The sequence below is a fragment of the Staphylococcus sp. HMSC62D11 genome, from assembly GCF_001839145.1.
In the GTDB taxonomy this organism is placed as follows: Bacteria; Bacillota; Bacilli; order Staphylococcales; family Staphylococcaceae; genus Staphylococcus; species Staphylococcus lugdunensis.
Map to the genome: position 1 here is coordinate 47,329 of NZ_KV840184.1, position 21,316 is coordinate 68,644.

At 32.7% G+C, this 21,316-nt stretch carries 20 protein-coding genes, 1 pseudogene and 1 riboswitch; of the genes and pseudogenes, 4 read left to right on the plus strand and 17 right to left on the minus strand.

The genetic code is table 11. The annotated features are described in order from the left end of the window. Window positions 1-87: 87 nt before the first annotated feature. Both rpsA and cmk read right to left on the minus strand, forming a co-directional pair. Window positions 88-1,266, minus strand: coding sequence for a 30S ribosomal protein S1 (gene rpsA, locus HMPREF3267_RS03145; protein WP_002459075.1), 1,179 nt, complete (start codon window positions 1,264-1,266; stop codon window positions 88-90). Between the two features lie 282 nt (window positions 1,267-1,548). Continuing rightward, window positions 1,549-2,208, minus strand: a complete 660-nt coding sequence (gene cmk, locus HMPREF3267_RS03150; protein ID WP_002459074.1) for a (d)CMP kinase — start codon at window positions 2,206-2,208, stop codon at window positions 1,549-1,551. A 76-nt stretch (window positions 2,209-2,284) separates the two neighbouring features. Here cmk and HMPREF3267_RS03155 point away from each other — a divergent pair, with 76 nt between their 5' ends. Next, the gene (locus HMPREF3267_RS03155) at window positions 2,285-3,253 is read left to right on the plus strand and encodes an asparaginase (RefSeq protein ID WP_002459073.1); all 969 of its coding nucleotides are present in this window, start codon (window positions 2,285-2,287) and stop codon (window positions 3,251-3,253) included. A 290-nt stretch (window positions 3,254-3,543) separates the two neighbouring features. Here HMPREF3267_RS03155 and HMPREF3267_RS03160 read toward each other — a convergent pair whose 3' ends face one another. The 5 genes and pseudogenes from HMPREF3267_RS03160 to HMPREF3267_RS03180 form a co-directional block, all read right to left on the minus strand. Beyond that, window positions 3,544-4,527 carry an amidohydrolase family protein gene (locus HMPREF3267_RS03160; protein ID WP_062077653.1) on the minus strand — a complete coding sequence of 328 codons (984 nt, stop codon included), beginning with the start codon at window positions 4,525-4,527 and terminating at the stop codon, window positions 3,544-3,546. A 362-nt stretch (window positions 4,528-4,889) separates the two neighbouring features. Beyond that, window positions 4,890-5,876 (minus strand): bacillithiol disulfide reductase YpdA, encoded by a 987-nt coding sequence (ypdA, locus tag HMPREF3267_RS03165; RefSeq protein WP_002478167.1) that lies wholly within the window; start codon window positions 5,874-5,876, stop codon window positions 4,890-4,892. Window positions 5,877-6,165: 289 nt separating this feature from the next. Continuing rightward, a complete protein-coding gene (gene ebpS / locus HMPREF3267_RS03170) occupies window positions 6,166-7,494 on the minus strand; it encodes an elastin-binding protein EbpS (protein WP_237450160.1) in 1,329 nt (442 codons plus the stop codon). Window positions 7,495-7,624: 130 nt separating this feature from the next. Then, window positions 7,625-9,004, minus strand: a complete 1,380-nt coding sequence (locus HMPREF3267_RS03175; RefSeq protein ID WP_002459069.1) for a RecQ family ATP-dependent DNA helicase — start codon at window positions 9,002-9,004, stop codon at window positions 7,625-7,627. After that, a pseudogene (locus HMPREF3267_RS03180) lies at window positions 8,991-9,949 on the minus strand (helix-turn-helix domain-containing protein). Before HMPREF3267_RS03180 ends, HMPREF3267_RS03175 begins: the two are co-directional and overlap by 14 nt. Before the next feature lie 110 nt (window positions 9,950-10,059). Here HMPREF3267_RS03180 and HMPREF3267_RS03185 point away from each other — a divergent pair. Beyond that, entirely contained in the window at window positions 10,060-10,308 is a 249-nt protein-coding gene (locus HMPREF3267_RS03185) for a ferredoxin (protein WP_002449743.1), read from the plus strand. Between the two features lie 141 nt (window positions 10,309-10,449). On the opposite strand, the gene HMPREF3267_RS03190 is transcribed toward HMPREF3267_RS03185, so the two are convergent. The 6 genes from HMPREF3267_RS03190 to HMPREF3267_RS03215 form a co-directional block, all read right to left on the minus strand. Beyond that, on the minus strand, window positions 10,450-10,992 hold the full coding sequence (locus HMPREF3267_RS03190; RefSeq protein ID WP_002478165.1) for an ECF transporter S component: 543 nt from the start codon (window positions 10,990-10,992) through the stop codon (window positions 10,450-10,452). 65 nt (window positions 10,993-11,057) lie between these two features. Then, window positions 11,058-11,188, minus strand: a riboswitch (FMN riboswitch). 527 nt (window positions 11,189-11,715) lie between these two features. After that, entirely contained in the window at window positions 11,716-13,464 is a 1,749-nt protein-coding gene (locus tag HMPREF3267_RS03195; protein WP_002478164.1) for an ATP-binding protein, read from the minus strand. Further along, window positions 13,448-14,173: a response regulator transcription factor gene (locus HMPREF3267_RS03200; RefSeq protein ID WP_002459064.1), complete on the minus strand. Its 726-nt coding sequence runs from the start codon at window positions 14,171-14,173 to the stop codon at window positions 13,448-13,450. The genes HMPREF3267_RS03195 and HMPREF3267_RS03200 overlap by 17 nt, the downstream gene beginning before the upstream one ends. Window positions 14,174-14,322: 149 nt before the next feature. After that, window positions 14,323-15,060 carry a pseudouridine synthase gene (locus HMPREF3267_RS03205; protein ID WP_002478163.1) on the minus strand — a complete coding sequence of 246 codons (738 nt, stop codon included), beginning with the start codon at window positions 15,058-15,060 and terminating at the stop codon, window positions 14,323-14,325. Between the two features lie 2 nt (window positions 15,061-15,062). After that, on the minus strand, window positions 15,063-15,596 hold the full coding sequence (scpB, locus tag HMPREF3267_RS03210; protein ID WP_012990840.1) for an SMC-Scp complex subunit ScpB: 534 nt from the start codon (window positions 15,594-15,596) through the stop codon (window positions 15,063-15,065). Continuing rightward, window positions 15,589-16,320 carry a segregation and condensation protein A gene (locus HMPREF3267_RS03215; RefSeq protein ID WP_002459061.1) on the minus strand — a complete coding sequence of 244 codons (732 nt, stop codon included), beginning with the start codon at window positions 16,318-16,320 and terminating at the stop codon, window positions 15,589-15,591. Before HMPREF3267_RS03215 ends, scpB begins: the two co-directional genes overlap by 8 nt. Window positions 16,321-16,413: 93 nt before the next feature. On the opposite strand from HMPREF3267_RS03215, the gene HMPREF3267_RS03220 reads away from it, so the two are divergent. Beyond that, window positions 16,414-16,929, plus strand: a complete 516-nt coding sequence (locus HMPREF3267_RS03220; RefSeq protein ID WP_002478161.1) for a DUF309 domain-containing protein — start codon at window positions 16,414-16,416, stop codon at window positions 16,927-16,929. Window positions 16,930-16,941: 12 nt separating this feature from the next. Here HMPREF3267_RS03220 and xerD read toward each other — a convergent pair whose 3' ends face one another. The 3 genes from xerD to HMPREF3267_RS03235 form a co-directional block, all read right to left on the minus strand. Continuing rightward, entirely contained in the window at window positions 16,942-17,829 is an 888-nt protein-coding gene (gene xerD, locus HMPREF3267_RS03225; protein ID WP_002478160.1) for a site-specific tyrosine recombinase XerD, read from the minus strand. Window positions 17,830-17,867: 38 nt separating this feature from the next. After that, window positions 17,868-18,332, minus strand: coding sequence for a ferric iron uptake transcriptional regulator (locus HMPREF3267_RS03230; RefSeq protein ID WP_002459058.1), 465 nt, complete (start codon window positions 18,330-18,332; stop codon window positions 17,868-17,870). Window positions 18,333-18,440: 108 nt separating this feature from the next. Further along, on the minus strand, window positions 18,441-18,983 hold the full coding sequence (locus HMPREF3267_RS03235; protein ID WP_002478158.1) for an NUDIX hydrolase: 543 nt from the start codon (window positions 18,981-18,983) through the stop codon (window positions 18,441-18,443). 83 nt (window positions 18,984-19,066) lie between these two features. On the opposite strand from HMPREF3267_RS03235, the gene HMPREF3267_RS03240 reads away from it, so the two are divergent. Continuing rightward, window positions 19,067-19,975, plus strand: a complete 909-nt coding sequence (locus tag HMPREF3267_RS03240) for an aldo/keto reductase (RefSeq protein WP_037544348.1) — start codon at window positions 19,067-19,069, stop codon at window positions 19,973-19,975. Between the two features lie 547 nt (window positions 19,976-20,522). Here HMPREF3267_RS03240 and HMPREF3267_RS03245 read toward each other — a convergent pair. Continuing rightward, window positions 20,523-21,278 carry an SDR family NAD(P)-dependent oxidoreductase gene (locus HMPREF3267_RS03245; protein WP_062077657.1) on the minus strand — a complete coding sequence of 252 codons (756 nt, stop codon included), beginning with the start codon at window positions 21,276-21,278 and terminating at the stop codon, window positions 20,523-20,525. Window positions 21,279-21,316 lie beyond the last annotated feature (38 nt).

The window sequence follows — 21,316 nt, forward strand, 5'->3', positions numbered from 1 at the left end:
CATCACATCATTTTTAAAATAATAATAGCCCAATTAAAGTAGATACCTTAACTGGACTAAATAAAAACGGATTATAAAAATAACGAATTAGAATTTTAAATCTTTAAATTTGTCTCCGAACATATCTCCTAATGTTGGATTGTCATCATCGCTATCATTATCTATATAAGATTGTGTTGTTGCCTCATCACTTTCAATGACATCTTCATTAGGTAAAGTTGCTTTAATTGAAAGTGAAATACGTTCATTATCTTCGTCAACACCAAGAATTTTGACATTGACTTGTTGGCCAGGTTCAAGTTTTTCACTTGGAGAACCGATGTGTTTATGGTCTATTTCTGAAATATGGACTAATCCTTGAACACCTGGTGCTACTTCAACAAAGGCACCAAAAGCAGCTAATCTTACAACTGTACCTTCGATAACATCACCTTCATGGAATTGGCCTTTAATGCGTTCGAAAGGTGTTGGAAGTGTGTCTTTGATAGACAGAGAAATACGTTCTGAATCTTTCTCTACAGATTTGACTTTCACTTCTACTTCTTGTCCTACACTAACAACGTCTTCAGGAGAATCTACATGTTCATGTGAAAGTTCTGATACATGTACAAGTCCATCTACACCACCAATATCAATAAAGGCACCAAAGTTTGTTAAACGTGCTACTTTACCTTTAATAACGTCTCCAGCATTAAGAGAATCAAGTAAAGATGCTTTTTTAACTTCATTTTCTGCTTGTTCTACAGCTTTACGGCTTAAAATGACTCTATTTTTTTCCGGTTCTAATTCTTCGACTTTAATTTTAATAGTTTGACCGTCAAACACAGAGAAGTCTTCGATAAAATCTGTTGAAATAAGTGAAGCGGGCACAAAGCCTCGTTGACCTACGTCTACCACTAAACCGCCTTTAACTACTTCAGTAACTTTTGCTTCAATTACTTCATCGTTATTAAGTTTCTCTTGTAAGTATTCATAGGATTTTTCAGTTTCAAGTTGTCTTTTAGATAGAATGTAAGCACCTGATTCATTTTCTTCATCAACTTCAATTTTAGTGACATATGCTTCGATGCTGTCACCTACGCTAACTACTTCATTTGGATTATCAATATGATGTGTAGAAAGTTGACTTATTGGAATGATACCATTGTATTTACCACCATTAATGTGAACTACAACTTGTTTATCTTCAACTTGTTGAACTTCACCGGTGATTTTGTCACCTTCTTTTATATCATTGATCATTGATTCGTTGAATTCTTCAGTCATCTTGTTTGCCTCCTTATACACTACATAATTATAACATCTTATAATATGACAGAATTGTCAAGAAATTCCTTCTCATGCGAATCATGAAACATAAACTTGTCAGAGCTTCTTGAAAAAAGTAATGAAAAAGATTATTGAATATTCAAGAATTTAAAAAGTAATTTTTAGGTCTTTAATTGATATATACACGTAATATATACAACTTTATTATATGCCTTAATGTACTTTTGATAAAAGAAAAGCAACTATGATTTTAAACGTTAATCATAGTTGCTAGTAACATTATTTAATTTTGTCTACCAAATTTAAAATTTCATCTGTAACTTCTTCGATTGATTTTCCTGTTGTATCTAATGTAATGGCATCTGTAGCTTTTTTTAGTGGTGAAATTTCTCGGTTCATGTCATATTGATCACGTTCAGCAATATCAATCTTTAATTGTTCGATATTAGATTCAATGCCGCGTTGTTCATTATCTTTTTGACGACGTTCAGCACGCTCTTCAACGGAAGCTATCATATACACTTTAAGTTCTGCATCAGGTAGAACTACGGTACCAATGTCTCTACCATCCATAACAATCCCTTTTTGATGTGCAAGTTTTTGTTGGATTTTAACTGCGAATTTTCGAATTGGTGCCTTTGATGCGACATATGACACGTGACTCGTGACTTCGTTATCACGCAAAAAATCTGTAACATCTTCGTCATCAAGAAGGATGCGTTGGCCTTTTTCAGGATCATATGTAAGCTGCAAGGTTGTATGTTGGATTAAATCTTCGAAGTCTTCCGTTTTATTTAGTTTTAAATATTTATATGTTAATGCCCGATACATCGCACCAGTATCCACATATATCATTTTTAATTGAGTTGCAACACGCTTTGCAATCGTGCTTTTTCCTGCTGCTGCTGGTCCATCCAACGCAATATTAATTGAAGCCATTATTAAATTACCTACCTTGTTGTTTTATTTATAATATTTTATCATAAATATGTAAATGATAACTAGGAGGACACATATGAAAAAGTTACTTGTCATTCATACAGGCGGAACGATTAGTATGTCACAAAATCACTTAAATAAAGTGATAACTAACAAGAATAATCCAATTTCTCAACATGAATCATTGATACAGCAATATGCTGACATCCAAGAGGTACATCCTTTTAATGTGCCCTCCCCACAAATAACTATTGAACATATTATTCAGTTAAAAGATATTATTGAATCTGCAAATATCAATAATGAATATGATGGATTCGTTATAACTCATGGTACAGATACTTTAGAAGAAACAGCTTTTTTACTGGATTTAATTATTAGCATTGAGGCTCCAATTGTCATTACGGGTGCAATGCGTTCCTCAAATGAAATTGGTTCGGATGGCTTATATAATTTTATAAGTGCCATTAGGGTTGCAACGTCTAAAGAGGCGCAGAATAAAGGTGTAATGGTTGTGTTTAATGATGAAATTCATACTGCACGTAACGTAACAAAAACGCACACGTCTAATATCAATACTTTTCAAAGTCCTAATCATGGCCCATTAGGTGTCTTAACAAAAGATAATGTTCAGTTCCATCACCGTCCATATCAGCAGACTGTATACTCAAAAGTGAATGCCGACCTTGTAGTACCTTTGATTAAAGCGTATTTAGGAATAAGTAGTGATATTTTTAACTTTTATGCTCAGCAACAAGTTGATGGCATTGTTATAGAAGCGTTAGGACAAGGAAATTTACCAACAACATGTTTAGCTGGATTAGAACGTTGTATACAACAGCAAATCCCTGTAATAATTGTTTCTCGTTCATTCAATGGTATTGTAAGTCCGACTTATGCTTATGAAGGCGGTGGTTATGATTTAGAATCGAGAGGTTGCATTTTTTCAAATGGATTGAATGGGCCTAAAGCGAGATTAAAATTATTAGTTGGCTTGAGTAATCAATTAACACTTAAACAATTGAATAGTTATTTCAATTTTTAATGTTTAATAATAAATAAGGTTGATAAGTCTAGTTAGAATACTTTATGTAGTTAATTATTTTAAACAATGAATAATTAGAATTAAATATGGAAACTTAATTATTTTATATGGGTAGTAGATCCGGGATATTATTATGTTTTAGGCTATCAACTAAATACTGGCAGTAGTTGACTGGATTGAAAATACGCTGATACCAACCTTTTTCAATTCTAGTCAACCTTTGCCGGGGCGGGACTACGAATTCATAATGAACGCTGTCCTGTTCCCTCCTGCGCTAGTATTAACATTAACTAAAAACTATCTTTAAATCTTGGGAATAATGTGAGTGCATTATTTCTTTTAACATCTTCAATCTTTTGAGGGTTAAAATTAGCATCATTTTCTATAGTGTTAATCATTAATTTGTCAATTTTTTCAGGTGCATAGTGGGCGTCACTACCAAATAGAATATGATCATCTGTTGTTGTCTCATCTAATGCTTTGAATGTTGCTAACTGTGTTGATAACGCAGTATCGTAATAAAAATCACTTATATAGTCTTCAGGTGATTTAGAAAGGGTTACATATTTACTATTATCCATTGTTTGTTCAATAAGTTCGTAACATTGATTAATTCGCCATGTTAGATATGGAAGTGTGCCACCTGCATGAGCTAAAATAATTTTAATATTAGGATATCGGTCCATCGTTCCACTCAAAATCAGATTAGCAGCTGCTCGTGTAGTATTAAATGTAAACTCAGCCATAAAGTCGACTGGCATGTATTTTGGTCGGGGTACATAATCTGGCGGTGTACTTGGATGAATAAAGAGAACTGCTTGTCTGTCATTTAAAACTTTCATTAAATCCTCAAATTCAGGATCTCCTAAAAATGATTCACTATAGTTTGACAACAATGCCACACCATCTAATTTCAGCGTATCTAAAGCATAAATTGCCTCTTCTATAGCGCCTTCAACGTCAGGAAGTGGTAAAGTAGCGAATGCTCCAAAACGATTTGGATAATCATTGATGAGTTTTGCTTGAAGTTCGTTAATATTTCTTGCTACGTCTTTCCTTTTTTCTAGATCTAATGGTTCAAGAGCAGGATCAGAAATAGAAGTAATACCCGCCTCGATACCTAACCGATCCATCATCTCAATGCTATCTTGGGGTTCCCATTTTTTTATTTTAAGTCCACCAGCTTTATCGATGCCACTATCATTTAATGCTTTTAAATAAATTTCGGGAATAATATGATGATGAATGTCTATATATCCACTACGTTTAACCATAAATAAACGCCTCCAATTTTTAAACTTCTATACAACTCGACTATTTATAGACAACTTGTATAGAAACCATGTTACGCTTAGTATGAATAATTTCAATGAACAAAAATTATTAAATTGTATATTAAACTACAAAATATTCATTAGTGTAAATAAAATATAAGATTATAGATAAAAATATGAGTTATGACTAATAAACGTCAAAAATTTAACTTAAACTATTGAAAGAAAAAATATAAATTAAATTGGGGTTTCAAAAGGAAAAAATATAGGTCTAGTCTTCTCTAAAATAAAAAAAGCTATGAAGAAATCAATGAGTATAAAATTTCTTCATAGCTTTTTTATTATGTTGTATTTATAAATGGTTAAGTCTCTAAAGGTGTTTGCTTTTTAGTTAAAATGCTTTGTGTAATGACGCCACCATGGTATTTTCCGTTTTCAATAAAAATCGAATTATTGTCATTTCCAGCAGTGATGACCCCTGCAATATAACAGTTTTCTACATTTGTTTCATAAGTTTCTTTATTATGGACTGGTGCAGTGCCATATTCGTTTGTATTAATTTCAATTCCGATTGACTCTAAAAAGTCATAATCAGGATGATATCCAATCATAGCAAAAACATAGTCATTTGGTATTTCGATAAGCTTACCATCTTTTTTATATGTAACGGTAGTTTCGCTAATCTTTTCTACTGTTGCATTAAATTCCATCTTTATTTTCTCATGATTAACCAATGATTCGAAGTTTGGCAAAATCCACGGTTTAATAGCGGCTGAATAACGGTCTCCTCTATATAATACGGTAACATTAGCACCTGCTTTTTCTAATTCCAGTGCAGCATCAACAGCAGAATTTTTACCGCCAATGACCACAACATTTTGATCAAAATATGGATGTGCTTCTTTAAAATAGTAAAAAACTTTAGCTAAATTTGCACCTTCAGCTTCTAATTGATTATGCTGACCATAGTATCCTGTAGCGACAGTTAAGAATTTACATTGATATACATCTTTAGTAGTCGTTATAGTAAATTTATTGTCAATTTTTTTAACCGTTAAAACTTCTTCAAAGGCGTGTACATTTAATTGATGGTGTTTGACTACTTCACGGTAGTATACGAGTGCTTGATTACGATGCGGTTTACTTTCTTCAACAATAAATGGAATATCACCTATACTTAGTTTGTCACTTGAAGAAAAGAATGTTTGATGTGTAGGATATTTGTATATTGAATCAACAACATTACCTTTTTCAATGACTAAGGTTTCAATACCTTTCTTTTTTTGTTCTATAGCTGCACTTAAACCACATGGGCCTCCTCCAATAATAATACTTTCATAACTTTGCATTTTTATGGCCTCCTTTAATCCCTTAATTATTATAGCAGTTGGTTTCTTATTTCTAAATAAAATTGTTTGATGTATTTAAAAGAGATTTAGCAATGAATATGATTAAAAAAGAGCGGGACTATGAATTCATAATGAATTCTGTCCCGCCCCGGTAAGGTTGACTAGGGTTGGAAAGAGCTTATTATAAGCGTATTTTCAATCCAGTCAATTACTGTCAATATATATTTTTATATGGTTATATTTTTGAAGGTACCTTTTTTAGACGTATCGTTTTGGTTATTTATTTGTCTTATCTTGGTATAACTAAATGTTGTCCATTAGAAATGTTATTACTTGTTAAGCCGTTTGCGGCTTTTATTTTATTAACATTTTCTGGAGAACCATTACCATAATATTGAATGGCGATACGATAAAGATTTTGGTTACCAACAACGGTATGCGTTTGTTGGCCTTGTGCGCTATTTGACTGTGACGCTCCGTTTTGTTGTTGTTGCGCATTTTGATTGTTAGCTTGATTATTTACACCGTTTGAATTATTAGCTGATGCGTTATCAGAGTTTGCTTCAGAATTGTTGTCATCATTTGATGCATTGTTACTACTATTATCATCTTTTTTATCTTTACTATCTGATTTTTCTTTGTTGCTTTTATCATTGTTACTAGCTTTATCTTTCTTATCTTGTTGTGCTACTTTTTGATTGTCATCTGCTTGATTATCACCGTGATCTTTATTCAAATACATACCTAAAAAGATAGCTAGCGCGGCAAGCACAAGCAATAAAGCTAATAATGGCAACAATAAGCCTTTAATTCCACGTTTGTTCGATTCCTTATCATCATGATGCTCCGGTCTGTTCGTATTGTTGTAATGATTGTTTTGACTTGCTGCTCCAGCTGCACCTGCTGTACCACTACCTGCAGCCTTTTTCTTATCATTTTGGGTTGATCTCTGTTTATTTTCTTGTTGGGTAGAATCATCATTGTTATTTTTATTGTTATGATTTGCTGCTGCACCTATTCCAGCGGCTCCAGCAGCTCCAACGCCTGCAGCTGTTGTTTTGTCTAATTTAGACGACTTTTTTTCTGGATTATTTTGCGCTTGATCATCATCTGCTATTGCTTGCTTAGATTCATTTTGAGTACTTTGATTGTTTTGTTTGTTGCTTTGTTGTTCGCCAGTATTTCGAGTATCGTGTCTATTGCTTACTGATTCCTTATTATCATGACTTGCTGCGCCAACACTTGCACTGGCCGCACTTTTACGGTTCTGAGAATTCGCATTTTTGTGTTCTGTTGGCTTTGCTTCTTGTTGCGGTTTAGTTGAATCATGTGATGGTTGTCTTTCATCTTCCGTTTGATGGTTTTGATTGTCTTTTTCATTATAGTTATGAACTTGTTTATCTTGATTGCTTTTGGTGTTCCGCTGACGTTTACGTTGACGACGTTGTGCATTTCGGGGTGGAAATTGTTGGTTGTTGTCTAAATTTTCTTGTACTTGCTCCTTTTCATTTGTTGTGTGTTCTTCTGTGTGGTGTTCTGATTTATCTTCGTGCTGATTCGTGTCAATTGATTGACGGTTTTTTTCAAAATCATCTTTAAAATTATTAGACACACTCATCATCCTTTCTCTACTGCGAATTAATTATTGTTAGTTATAGTTTACCCAAGAAAATTTATAATATGTACTTATAAATACAATTTATTACAATAATTATAGCGTTACTAAATATTTATAGCAAAGGAAGTACTTAGCTAAGAAATAAATTTTTAAGTTTATCTTCATAAGACATTTGACGTTTGACCTTTTTTCGATTATAAATTTTAAGCGGTTTTATATCAGTATCATGGTCACAACATATAGATGGAATATCAGGGACTTCTCCAAAAAATTCTAATAAGTATTTTCGACGACATTGATCAAGTTGGCTATAACTAAGCATACGATTAAGTGCGAGTTGTTTTCTTTCTTGTGCTATTTGGAAAATCTGTTTAAGTTGTGCATAAGTGAAATGAGAATGTAAGATTTCTAATATATCTTGCTTCAATGGCTCAATGTTTGCACCAAGTTCGTAGCAGTCAATATCATAAGGTAAAATCATATCTGCAAAAAGGATGGTTTCTAATAAATAGCGATCATCCGGTTGAAATAGGCTAATTGCTTGGCTCGGTTGCTGATCACGCCCGGCTCTTCCTATTTCTTGTAGATAACTAGACGGACTGGTAGATAGATGAAAATGAATAACCGTGCGAATATCCTTTTTATTGACTCCCATACCAAATGCACTAGTTGCTACAATGACTGGTATATCATTATTGATAAATTGTTGTTGGACGGTTTGTCGTTCTTGATAAGATAAATCACCATGGTATATCCCTGTTAAATACCCATGTTTATATATAGTCTTGGCTAATTCAACACACATTTTTTTAGACGAAACATAAATAATTGTTGGACCAGATTGTTCTATATAGTGCATTAACCAATTCATTTTTTCTTGATCATTTCTAAAGTTAATGTGCTGAAAACTAATATTAGGTCTATTCATATGTGTTTTGATAACATGAAATGACACATTTAACAGCTGATTTAAATCCTGTTCCAAATGTGGCGGAGCAGTAGCAGTTAGCGCAAGGATGGTAGCATTTTTATAATAGTTGGTTATTTTACTAATAAGCGCATAATGCGGTCTGAAGTCATATCCCCATTCAGAGATACAATGTGCTTCATCTAGTACAATAAGACCAAAATCGATAGTTGAAATTAGTTTGAAGTTTTGAGGTTGTAATATAAATTCAGGACTTAAAAATATAAAGCGACTCTTCGCTAAGCGTTTCATATTCCAGTTTTTTTCATTATCATCCATACCTGAATGAATGTATGCAACAGACTGTTCTCCACTCATTTTTAATTGTGCAACCTGATCGTCCATCAAAGAAATAAGCGGGGAAATAATTAAAGTTGATTGCTGTAATTCATAAGTAGCCATTTGATAACATAGACTTTTACCGCTACCAGTCGGTAAAATGCCCAATGTATGATTTGAATCTAATACACTTTTAATAATTTCCTTTTGTCCTGCTTTAAAGTTATCAAAACCAAACCAGGATTTTAATTTATCCTCTAGCAATAAGCTCACCTCTTTCAATTCCAACAATCATTAGTTTTATTTCAAAATAAGACAAGTTTGGGAAGGCCTGTTTATATGCTTTTAATCGCTCTCCACGATGTTTGTTATAAAATTCATTAAATTGATGGAAACCGTCTTCAGATATGAAATCAAAATAATGAGTGATATAACCTTTAATAAATAACTCTAGTATATGATCTTCGATTGTATTCAGTTTGACGTGTTGTTTTTGAGCAATTTGCGTCATTGAAAAACGTTGTTTTAATTGTTGTTGGGTTATGTGTGTTTTATGTAATAATGACGGTTTAATGATACATTGACTAAGTATTGGATAACGATATTCTATTTCTAGTTCATACATTAGTGTTACAAGTTCATTCATTTCTAGGTTAAATAAATGCTGTTCAGGTATACTTTCAATCAAACTGATTTGTTGGCGGGTATACATTGGTTCTTCATAGCCTTGTAAATAATAATGTAGACAACAATAATTGTTATTATTTGTATATAGAGCTTTAAATAATTGATTTAGCTCAGTGATAAATGCGCTATCCTTATCTTCTTTTTTTATATAGTAGTAGATTTGTTTAACTTTTCTTTGGATAAGGCCATGCTGTGAAATAGGTATAAATGAATAGACATTTGTTGCGTGTTTGACAACGTTTGAATAAGTAATTGAATACAATTGAAAGTATGTACTAAACTATCATACGTATATCTTGGATGAACTTTTATCGTCATGCCATTGTTAACATTTTGTGCCATAAATCGCTCGAAAGACGGATATTTTAAATTGGGTAAACTGTGATATAATGATAAAAGTTGTTGACTGCAGGCGTCAAAAAAGGTTTGATGTGTTTTTTTGCCTGTTAATAAATTAAAAATGCTTTTATTTGTTTTATAAGTGAATGAATGTTGTTTAGAATAAAGTATAATATCTTTCAATCTCGACCCTCGCTCTTATGAAACTGATAAATTAATAAAAAGTTTTTTCGATGTATACATGAGTATTTGTTATACTAGTGTAGCATGTTTATCAAAGGAGGCGAATGAAAATGGCTAAATATACAATCGTTGATATGGATACGTGTATTGCATGTGGTGCATGTGGTGCGGCCGCTCCAGATATTTATGATTATGACGATGAAGGTATTGCTTTCGTAATCCTTGATGATAACCAAGGTACTGCCGAAGTGCCAGAAGAGTTATATGAAGATATGGAAGATGCCTTAGAAGGTTGTCCAACTGATTCCATCAAAATAGAAGAAGAACCTTTTGATGGTGATGCTTTAAAATTCGAATAGCACATAGCTATTTTATATATAGTAGATTAGTAGTTAAAGCAAAAAATTAATTATAATAATTGCAGGCAATATTTCTCAAATGGGAACATTGCCTGCTTTGTATTTACAAGCGTATTTTTAAAAGTTTCATTTACCTGTTAATTATTTAAGTACGCTTTTAATTCTGCGATATAAAAGTATAAATATGATTGAGATGATTGCCCCTTTGATAATATTAAACGGTATGATACCAGAGACGATAATGATTTTTATATTTTTTACAATATCTGCTAAGTTGAAAATCATGCCATATAGTGGTAACAATACGAAATAATTTAAAATACTAAGTACAATGGTCATAACTAATGTAGCCATGACTAATGCAGTTATCATTGCTTTATTAGCAACATGTCCTCTTTTATTAACATAATATGCTGTAAGTAAGAAACTTATACCGGCTAAGAAATTAGCCACAGGACCTACTGGGTCTCCCATATTAAAGAAAAAATTAAGCAAATTTTTAATAAATGCTACTATAATACCTGCTATAGGACCCATTGAAAAAGTTGCTAACAATGTAGGGACATCACTGAAATCTAATGTTAAGTATGGCGGAAAAAAAGGTAGTGGAAACTTTAAAAAAGTCAAAACAAAGCCAATGGCACTTAACATGCTGATGGTTATTAGACGTTTATTTTGTTGCATATGTAGTTTTCTCCTTCCATTCATCTTGCAAAGAATTGGAGGAAAATTGTTCGCAACAAATAAACCTCCATCTTCTCCCATCCAGACTATACTGTCGGCTCTAGATTCGCACTAGATCAGCCGCTTGTTGAACACAAGCAGGTCGCAGGCTTTATTTACTGCCGGTTGGGAATTACACCCTACCCCGAAGATGAATTTTAAAATATTTTACGTCATTAATCATACGACAACACTAGCCGCAAAGCAATAAAGTTGCCCGGTAAGAGATGATGATTGAGAGCGGGACAGAATTCATTATGATTTCGTAGTTCCGTATCGGAAAGGTTGACTAGGATGGAAAAAGCTTGGTATAAGGATATTTTCAATTCAGTCAACTACTGCCAATATATCGTGCATAGTTAATCTCAATATGTTTTAACTGATATTAACTATATATAAGGTCAGGTCGGCTCATAAACGTCTCTGCTTAAATAGCCTTCGTCCTTATTTTTATATTAAGTCAAAGTCCAGCACAGAAAAAACTGACTAAACCAGTTTTTTCTAACAAAGCAAGCTGAAGTAGTCTCCTAAGCATGCGAGTCGATCATACAAAGTATTGAATATAAAAAAGCACAAAGACGATTTTTAATTTTAAATCATCTTTGTGCTATTATTTGCGGGTTTATGTCCCTGTCTGAATTCAGTGATATTATCTTTGATAAATTTTATAAATAAGCCTGAAGATTAAGGCTTCGGTAACTTGATTGTAAATGTTGTTCCCTCTCCAACGACACTTGATACAGTGATCGTACCTCCATGTTCTTCTATAATCATTTTACAAATGAATAATCCTAAGCCGGTTCCTTGTTTGCCACGTGTTCTGGATGCTTCAACCTTGTAAAAGCGATCAAAAACAAGATTTAAATGTTCAGGAGCAATACCACTGCCTGTATCATTTATGTGAAGCACATTGTACTTATCAGTATCTTCGCTAGTAATAGAAATTGTATCACCAGGTTGAGTATATCTTGTAGCATTATCAATAAGATTTGTGAGCACTTGATCGATTCGATCAGAATCGTAGTACCACAATGCGTCATTAGTTTCTGGAGTTAAGTACATATTTAATGATAAATCACTAGCTTGTTGTCTATACTTTGTTTGTATTTTGTTTAATAATGGTGCAATAGGTTGTATCTCTTTATTAACAGATAACCCTTCAGCATCCATTCTTGCAACATTGAGTAATTCATTAACTAAACGATTGAGCCTATTTGTTTCATCTAAGACAATTGATAATGACTCTTTAATTTCTTCTGGTTCTGTAACGATACCGTCAACAATTGATTCTGTATATCCTTGTAATAATGAAATAGGTGTACGCAATTCATGAGAAACATTAGCAATGAAATCTTTTTTCATTTGATCTAAGTTATGCTCATTAGTCATATCACGAATAATAACGACAATTCCACTGCGACCATCTTCTTGAATCTGAGGAATGTAACTCATAATGAAGACATAATAGCGTGTGTCAAAATCGTATTCTCGAAATTCTGTGCCTTTACTTGTAAAAGTATCTTCGATTTGGTCTTCAATTCGTTCATACATAGATTGATCAATAGTTGGTAAAATTTCATCTGCCATTTTATTTGATAATATAATGTCGCGATGATCATTGATACCTACAACACCTTCAGCCATTGAATTAATTAAACTATCACGAATATTTTTTGAGGTTGATAGTGCTTGAACATTTTCCTGAATTTCGAAACTCATGTCGTTTAATGCGCGAGATAGTTCACCAATTTCATCTTTAGTTGTTACAGATGAAATTTGAGAATAATCCCCTTTAGAAACACTTTTAGCCTGATTTCTAAGCTTTCTAAGTGGTTTAGTAATTCTATTAGATAGGAAAAAGGCGAAGACAGTTGAAATACCTAGGAAAATAATTGCAGTTATCAGAATAATAATCGTAATAGCGTTATTGGTATCTTCTATGGATTTTAAATCCTGATAAATAAAGACGCCACTATAATGACTGTGACTTCCCTTTTGAGCTTTCATAGGATAACCCAGTAAGATATAAGAACGAGAATGGTCATTATGTTTTAATGTTACATTTTGAGTTGCAGATTGACCTTTATTAAACACTGGAGAAAAGTGTTCGTTTTGATTAATCTCAGCCAACATTTGATTATTTAATTGTGACTCTTTAGCATTATGATGTGTTGACTTGTCTTTCATAATAATAACGCCACCAGAACCACTAATCAGTTTTTGGCTATGTTCAATAGCTAACTTTTTATTTTTAGATGTTTCAACAACATGACTGATTCTTTTGGCATCATCACGAATTGATTTTTCTGTTTGCTCAGTATAATAGTATTGAATAAAAGTTATTAATGCAGCACTTAATAAAATTAAAACTGTCGTTACTATAAAGATAATAGTTAACCACAGTTTTATTACAACACTATTTAGTCGGCTCATCGCTAGCTCTAACTTCAAATTTGTAGCCAACACCCCATACTGTTTGAATCATTTGTGCTGCATCTTCTGAAACACGATTAAGTTTTTCTCTTAAGCGTTTAACATGGGTATCAACAGTTCTTAAGTCACCATAAAATTCATAATGCCAAACTTCTTTAAGTAATTGTTCTCTATCAAATACTTTGTTTGGTGTTTTAGCTAAATATATTAGTAGTTCATATTCTTTGGGTGTTAAGTTAACTTGTTGATTATCAGCTAATACACGATGCGCATCATTATCAATAAGTAAATGATTAAATTCTATGATATCTCTCGCATGAGGCTCGCTTTGTTCGGCACTTGTTGATTGTGTACGTCTTAATAGCGCTTTCACTCTTAAGACCACTTCACGTGGAGAGAATGGTTTAACAATATAATCATCAGCACCTGATTCGAATCCTTCAACTCGGTTAGTTTCTTCGCCTTTAGCAGTAAGCATAATGATAGGTGTATCTTTATGCTCCCGTAGTTTTGATGCGACCTCGATTCCATCCATTTCAGGAAGCATTAAGTCTAAAAGTATGCATGCATAATTGTGGTCCATGGCTAATTCATAGGCTTCTTTGCCGTCACTAGCCTCATGAATGTTAAAAGATTCTCTCTCTAAGTATAATTTGAGTAATCTTCTAATTCTGTCTTCATCATCTACGATAAGTATTTCCTTACTCATTAATTCATATACCTCCTACACATGCTATTTTCTTGTTTATTATAGCATATGGTAATTGTTAAATCTCTAATTTCAAATTTGATTGTGAAAAAATTAGCATGATTTTATAACCATAAAATTAACTTCAGCAAACTACATGTAACCGCTTACTAATTGCCGTTTTCTGCTTGATGACGTAATACTTTTACTTCATGAGGTGTTAATACGCGTCCTTCTCCAGCGTTAAGACCTTTTAAATTTAGTGAACCGAATTGTATACGTGTTAATTTATTAACGCTATGGCCAAAATGCTCAAACATACGACGTACTTGTCGATTTCGTCCTTCACTAATGGTAATCTCAACTAACGTTGTATTTTTGTCTTTATCTTGGCGTTTAATTTTAACAGTAGCGGGTTGAGTTAAACCATCTTCAAGTTCTATTCCTGCTTCAAGTGCTTTTACTTCTTCGCGCATAAGGTAACCTTTGAGTTTGGCAACATATGTTTTTGGTATATGGTACCGTGGATGGGTCATAAGATTAGTGAACTCACCATCATTTGTTAGTAGTAATACTCCGGATGTATCGTAATCTAAACGACCAACAGGATATATTCTAGTATCTAAGTCTTTAAAATAGTCAGTCACAACTGTTCTTCCACGGTCATCTGATACACTAGTAATGACTTGCGCTGGTTTATGAAACAGAATATATATTTTATCTTCTTGTTCCATTTTGATTCCTTCTACTTCAACTTGATCTGATGGTTTTACTTTTGTGCCAAGTTCAGTGACAACTTCTCCATTCACTTTGACTTTACCTTCAGTAATCAATGTTTCAGCTTTTCTTCTAGACGTATAACCACTATTAGCAATTCTTTTTTGCAATCGCTCTAGTTCTTTGCTCATAATCATTCTCCCTTTTGATTAACTAATTGACTAAAGAAATCTTCCATTTCTTCATCATCTTCTTCGGTAGTTGGTAAATCTTCTATTGTTTCTAATCCAAATACATTTAAAAATAATTCAGTTGTATACAAGTGATGGCTTCTTGAATGTTCAACATCTTTAGCTTCAATCATACCACGAGCAACTAATGTTCTAACAGCACCATCTGAATTAATACCTCGTATTAATTCAATATCACTACGTGTAATAGGTTGATTATAAGCAACGATTGATAACGTTTCCATTGCAGCTTGTGATAATTTCATATTTGACTTTTGTTGAACGAGTTTTTCAATATAATTAGCAGCATCTTTTTTTGTAGTTAATACATAAGTTTGACCGTAGTGATGAATTTCTAGTCCTTGAGATGAATAATTATCGATTAATTCAATCAATTGTGGTTTAGTAATGTCCAGTATCTCTAGTAATTGTTTTGTGTCAATACCTTCATCGCCAGCTGTATATAATAATGCCTCTAAGATTGCTTGTTTATCCAACTTGATAATTCACTCCCCTTACAATATCAATATCATCAAAATTTTGCTTTTGACTTATGTTTATTATGCCAGCCTTAGACATTTCTAAAATAGCAAGAAAATGCGTAACGACTTGTTCAATTGGTTCATGAAAAGTAAATAAGCTGAAAAAATTAAACGCTGTTTGTGTACGTAATCTTGTCGTTACAATTTCTGTTGCTTCTTCAATAGTGAATGTTTCTTTACTGATTTCTACAGTTTTTGGTGTGTGATACTCAACGCGATTTTTCACTCTTTGATAAGCAACAATCAGTTCTGTCAAATCAATGGTGTTTGATTTATCCCAACTTTCATTAGTTTCTAAATGAGATAAATCTGTCGGATGTTTTGTAAAGTAGAGATCTCGTTCTGCTTTCATACTATCAAGTATTTCTGTATATTCTTTATAGTTTTGATATTCAATTAGTCTACCTACTAAATCTTCACGTGGATCTTCTTCAAATTCTACATGATCATCTGATTGAGGTAGAAGTAATTTACTTTTAATCATTAAGAGTTCAGAAGCCATAACGAGATATTCACTAGCAATATTAATTTCTAGACGCTTCATCGTATGTACATATTGCATATATTGCTCAGTTAATGTTTTCATTGGAATGTCATAAACATCTATTTCATATTTCTGAATTAAATGGAGCAATAAATCGAGTGGACCGCTAAAAGCGTCTAATTTTACTTCATACATTTTTATCTACCTCATATTGCATCTATTGTGCATATTTATCAAAAATATTATAGCATGAATAGTAGATATATTTAAAATGAAGGATGTATTTATTTGGAAAAAGCACTTATTGAATTTTTTTATCAATTTCACAGACATCAACATTACTTTTTATGTCATGATATTTTAGAAGATGCATGGAAAGAGCAACCATCATATTCAAAGCAAGATGCTATTGTGAGTTTAATTTTATTTACAACAGCTTCATATCACCATAGACGACATAATTATAAAGGTGCTTTAAAAAGTTATAAAAAAGCACTAGTTACGATATGCAATGCGGTAGAAACACATCAATTACCATTAAACATTGAAGCATACCAACAGCTAATAGAAGAGAAAATTTATCAGGTTACAAAGCAGCATGAGTTTATTCCTATCTATTTGCCTATGACGTCTGAAGCAGAATTAATCGTCAAACGTTTTCATTCAGATTATTTCTTTGAACCAGAAACGTTAACCGATGACTATATTATTCATCACCATAAATTAAGAGATCGCTCTGCTGTAAACCAAGCTAGAATATTAGCTAAAAAGAAAAAGAGTCATAATAAAGATTTTAGTGACTGACATTAATCTTTATTATGCCCTTGGATGATATTGATTATATATTTGCCTGATTTGTGCTTTAGAAACATGAGTATATAATTGCGTAGTTGATATGTCTGAATGTCCAAGCATTTCTTGAACTGCTCTTAAATCAGCACCGTTTTCTAATAAATGTGTTGCAAATGAATGTCTTAAAGTATGTGGCGTTAATGTTTTCGTAATATTTGATTTTATGCCATATTGTTTAATCATTTTCCAAATACCTTGTCGAGATAATGGTTTACCATGCATATTTAAAAACAATACATTCGTAACCGTGCTTTTAAGCAATTGTGGTCGAATCTCTTTCATATAAGTCTTTAAATAATCTATGACAGTATCACCTAATGGAATAATGCGTTCTTTATCACCTTTACCAAACACACGTACAAAGCCCATTATGACATTAATGTTTTCTATTTCAATATGCACGAGTTCGGAAACACGCATACCAGTTGCATACATTAATTCAAGAATTGTGCGATCTCTATAGCCATTTTTTTTAGATAAATCTGGCGCTTCTAATAAACGTACAACTTCATCTATTTCAAGAACATCAGGTAATTTTTTCTCGTATTTCGGTGTTTCAAGTAATACAGTTGGATCTTTTGCGGCATACTTTTCTCGTAATGCAAATTGATGAAAACTTCTAATAGTTGAAATAAAACGAGCTAACGATTTAGCCGAACTTCCTTGATCAATTAAGTAACCTAAACACTCTTGTATCGTTTGACGGTCTATAAAGTCGATATGTTCAATATGTCGTGTTTCAAGATAAAGTTTATATTTATCTAAATCTCTACGATAGGCACCAATCGTATTTGGACTTAATCCCTTTTCAATTTGAATAAATTTTAAATATTCTTCTATGATTGTATTCATGTCATAACCTCTTTAAAACGGGATGTAACAAAGTGTCTTTAAGAGGATTTGTTATCTCCTTTACCTTTAGCTTGACATTCAGCACATATGCCATGAAATGTTAAGCGATGATCTAAAATTTTAAAATTAAATTCAGTTTCCACACGTTCTTCGACTTGTGGTAATAAATCTTCTTCAATTTCATCAACACGACCACACTCCATACAAACTAAATGATGATGAAAATGTTTAGCACCTTCTTTTCTTAAATCGAAGCGGGCAACGCCGTCACCAAAATTAATCTTGTCTACTACTTTTAATTCTGCTAATAATTCTAACGTACGATAGACAGTGGCTAACCCAATTTCTGGAGCACGATCCTTTACCTTCAAATATACATCTTCTGCACTTAAATGGTCCTTTTCATTTTCAATTAAAACGCTCACTGTTGCTTCACGTTGAGGTGTTAATTTATATGAAGATTGTTGTAATTGTTGCTTCACGCGATTTAAACGGTCTTCCACGGAAGCTTCACCCCTCTACTAAAAATTATAATCATTTTAATCTATACTGATAAAATTCTCATTTATAAAGTACCAATATTATCAATAAAACGCAAGTAAGACTGCTTATTATTTAGAATTATTATAATGTAGCAGTAAATATTGTAGTGCGATGATTGTTTTTGCATCGGTGATTTCATTAGTTGCTAATCGTTGGCTTATCTCTGTTAAAGGTATTTTATGTAATTCGACAAATTCATCATCGTCTAAATGCATCTTGCCAGGTGATAATTTGTCAGTAAAGTAGATAGATAATTTTTCATTTGAAAAGCCAGGAGAACCATACATATCCGTTATATGCACAAGATGTTCAGCAACATACCCTGTCTCTTCAGACAATTCTCTTTTAGCTGCACTTTCAAGTTGCTCTCCTTGTTCTAATTTACCAGCTGGAATTTCTAGTAAAGGTTGCTCAATTGGCTTGCGATATTGTTTAACTAATAAAACTTCATTCTCAGGGGTCACCGCACATACTGCTACGGCACCATTATGATAAATAAGTTCACGTTTGGCTCTTTTGCCATTCGGTAATTCCACTTCATGAAGTTCCAGGTCTATGATTTTCCCATTATAAATAACTGTTCTATCAATGGTCGTTTCTGTAAAGTCCATTATTTATTCACTCCTCTTTCATTTAGATGGATATATTGATAAGATAAATGCGTTAATTAAAGTGTATCGAAAGGAGCTAGGACATGCAAAAAAATATTTTAAAGAGTGGCATAGAAATTTCTGAATTAGGTTTAGGTTGCATGAGTTTAGGAACAAATTTTAAAACTGCTCAATCTATTATTGATTGTGCTATCGAGCATGGTATTACTTACTTTGATACGGCTGATATGTATGACCGTGGAATGAATGAAGAACTTGTAGGGAAAGCACTTAAAAAATACCATAATCGTGGTGATATCATCGTTGGTACAAAAGTAGGTAACCGTCTATTAGATAATGGTCAGACAACTTGGGATCCTTCTAAGAAACATATTAAAGAGGGCGTGAAACAATCGCTGAAGCGTCTAAAAATGGAACATATTGATTTATATCAATTGCATGGTGGGACTATCGATGATCCTTTAGATGAAACGATTAGTGCCTTTGATGAATTGAAGCAAGAAGGTATCATACGTTCATACGGTATTTCATCCATTCGTCCAAATGTTATTGACTATTACTTGAAGCATAGTCAAATTGATACAATTATGTCGCAATTTAATCTGATAGATAATCGCCCAGAACGCTTATTAGAACAAATCCATGCAAAGCAAGTTAAGTTACTCGCTCGTGGCCCCGTATTTAAAGGATTATTAACTGCTAATAGTATTGATGTATTAGATAGTAAATTTCATGAAGGTATATTTGACTATACGCATCATGATTTAGGTGAAACAATTGCTTCTATTAAAGAAATTGATAATAATTTAAGTGCGTTATCATTTAACTATTTAGTGTCACATGATGCATTAGGATCTATTATTGTTGGTGCAAGTTCAGTGAAGCAACTTGAAGAAAATGTCCATAATTATTTAATTAAACTTAGTTTAGACAAAGTTAAAGCAGCGCGTCATCGTGTAAAAAATATAGAATATACGCAGCATTTAACTTAGGAAAACAGCTTGGACATCAAAAATAAAATATTAGCGCAAAGAGAGCGGAACAGAATTTATTATAAATTCGTAGTCCTGCCCTGATAAGGTTGACTAGGATTGAAAATATGTTTAAATCAAGCTTTTTTCAATCCTAGTCAACTGTTGCCAATATTAGTTCATAAAGCTAAGACATCATGATGTCCCAGACTTTTTGCGCTTCTTTTATATTCAACACTTTGTATTTTATTGGTTCGTCTTCATAGGGCGCTGTCTCATCCGCCCCACCCCAACTTGCTTTGCTTGGTGAAATGCTTTTTGCATTTCTCTTTGTTGTTGCCCCGGCACTGTTTTCTCATGAGTTTTGTCATAAATATTATGTATTTACATGTCATTTTACGGTGAAGTGCTTTTAAAAAAGTATGGCGCTTTTGTATCATTTAATATTCGTTAATAAACGCAATGAATGAGGTGCCTTATGAATAAGAATAATGACATGAAGCAACATATGTTATCAATAGAAATATCAGTTTTAATATCTTTAATGTTTAGCCTACAAATTATTTCATTACATTTTATTTTTAAATAATGGTGCAAAAATACGTTCAAATGTTCTTGGAGCAAGTTGATATATTTTGAGCATTTGATGCATCCATGTCGGTTGATTTATTTCTTGCTCTTTTCTAATTATGCCTTTAATAACTCGGTGTGCTAACTGTTCAGGTTCAATCATTAGACGACTATACTTTGTTGCATATGTCATCGTGGGGTCTGCTTTTTTATGAAATGGCGTTCGAATCGGACCAGCATTAACAACCATAATGTGTAATTCAGGTGATTCTATTCTTAATGCGTTTAACGAAGCGTTTAAAGCTGCTTTAGATGCACTGTAATGTGCGGCATGTGCTTGGGTAACAAAAGCAGCTTGGCTTGAAATAGCTACGATTGACGCCCCATTAACTAAATAAGGTGCTAAACCATAAAAGAGCAAATGAAATCCAAGTAAATTAACTGCATAAGTTTCTATCATTTCCTTATTTGAATGAGCGGCTATAGATTTAAAGTAACCTAAACCTGAGCTATAAATAATGCCATCAATAGTTTCTGACCATTGAGAAGTAAGTGCTATAATGTCATTTTGTTGTTCTAAATCACAACATATTGTTTGAATATGTCCTTTGTATTTATTTAACGACAATGATTGATACTTCTCTATGTCTCTTATGATTAAGGTCACTTTTGCGCCATGACTTAGCAATGCTTTTACAATTTCTAAGCCTAAGCCACTTGTTCCTCCAGTTACAACATAATGTTTACCTATCATTTTGTTCTCCTTTTAGTATCAATTTCGACCATATTTTA

What these genes read in the sequence shown, in the direction of transcription:
- rpsA (WP_002459075.1), bottom strand. Translation starts at nt 1,266, where the DNA reads ATGACTGAAGAATTCAACGAATCAATGATCAATGATATAAAAGAAGGT.
- cmk (WP_002459074.1), bottom strand. Translation starts at nt 2,208, where the DNA reads ATGGCTTCAATTAATATTGCGTTGGATGGACCAGCAGCAGCAGGAAAA.
- HMPREF3267_RS03155 (WP_002459073.1), top strand. Translation starts at nt 2,285, where the DNA reads ATGAAAAAGTTACTTGTCATTCATACAGGCGGAACGATTAGTATGTCA.
- HMPREF3267_RS03160 (WP_062077653.1), bottom strand. Translation starts at nt 4,527, where the DNA reads ATGGTTAAACGTAGTGGATATATAGACATTCATCATCATATTATTCCC.
- ypdA (WP_002478167.1), bottom strand. Translation starts at nt 5,876, where the DNA reads ATGCAAAGTTATGAAAGTATTATTATTGGAGGAGGCCCATGTGGTTTA.
- ebpS (WP_237450160.1), bottom strand. Translation starts at nt 7,494, where the DNA reads ATGAGTGTGTCTAATAATTTTAAAGATGATTTTGAAAAAAACCGTCAA.
- HMPREF3267_RS03185 (WP_002449743.1), top strand. Translation starts at nt 10,060, where the DNA reads ATGGCTAAATATACAATCGTTGATATGGATACGTGTATTGCATGTGGT.
- HMPREF3267_RS03190 (WP_002478165.1), bottom strand. Translation starts at nt 10,992, where the DNA reads ATGCAACAAAATAAACGTCTAATAACCATCAGCATGTTAAGTGCCATT.
- HMPREF3267_RS03195 (WP_002478164.1), bottom strand. Translation starts at nt 13,464, where the DNA reads ATGAGCCGACTAAATAGTGTTGTAATAAAACTGTGGTTAACTATTATC.
- HMPREF3267_RS03200 (WP_002459064.1), bottom strand. Translation starts at nt 14,173, where the DNA reads ATGAGTAAGGAAATACTTATCGTAGATGATGAAGACAGAATTAGAAGA.
- HMPREF3267_RS03205 (WP_002478163.1), bottom strand. Translation starts at nt 15,060, where the DNA reads ATGAGCAAAGAACTAGAGCGATTGCAAAAAAGAATTGCTAATAGTGGT.
- HMPREF3267_RS03215 (WP_002459061.1), bottom strand. Translation starts at nt 16,320, where the DNA reads ATGTATGAAGTAAAATTAGACGCTTTTAGCGGTCCACTCGATTTATTG.
- xerD (WP_002478160.1), bottom strand. Translation starts at nt 17,829, where the DNA reads ATGAATACAATCATAGAAGAATATTTAAAATTTATTCAAATTGAAAAG.
- HMPREF3267_RS03235 (WP_002478158.1), bottom strand. Translation starts at nt 18,983, where the DNA reads ATGGACTTTACAGAAACGACCATTGATAGAACAGTTATTTATAATGGG.
- HMPREF3267_RS03240 (WP_037544348.1), top strand. Translation starts at nt 19,067, where the DNA reads ATGCAAAAAAATATTTTAAAGAGTGGCATAGAAATTTCTGAATTAGGT.
- HMPREF3267_RS03245 (WP_062077657.1), bottom strand. Translation starts at nt 21,278, where the DNA reads ATGATAGGTAAACATTATGTTGTAACTGGAGGAACAAGTGGCTTAGGC.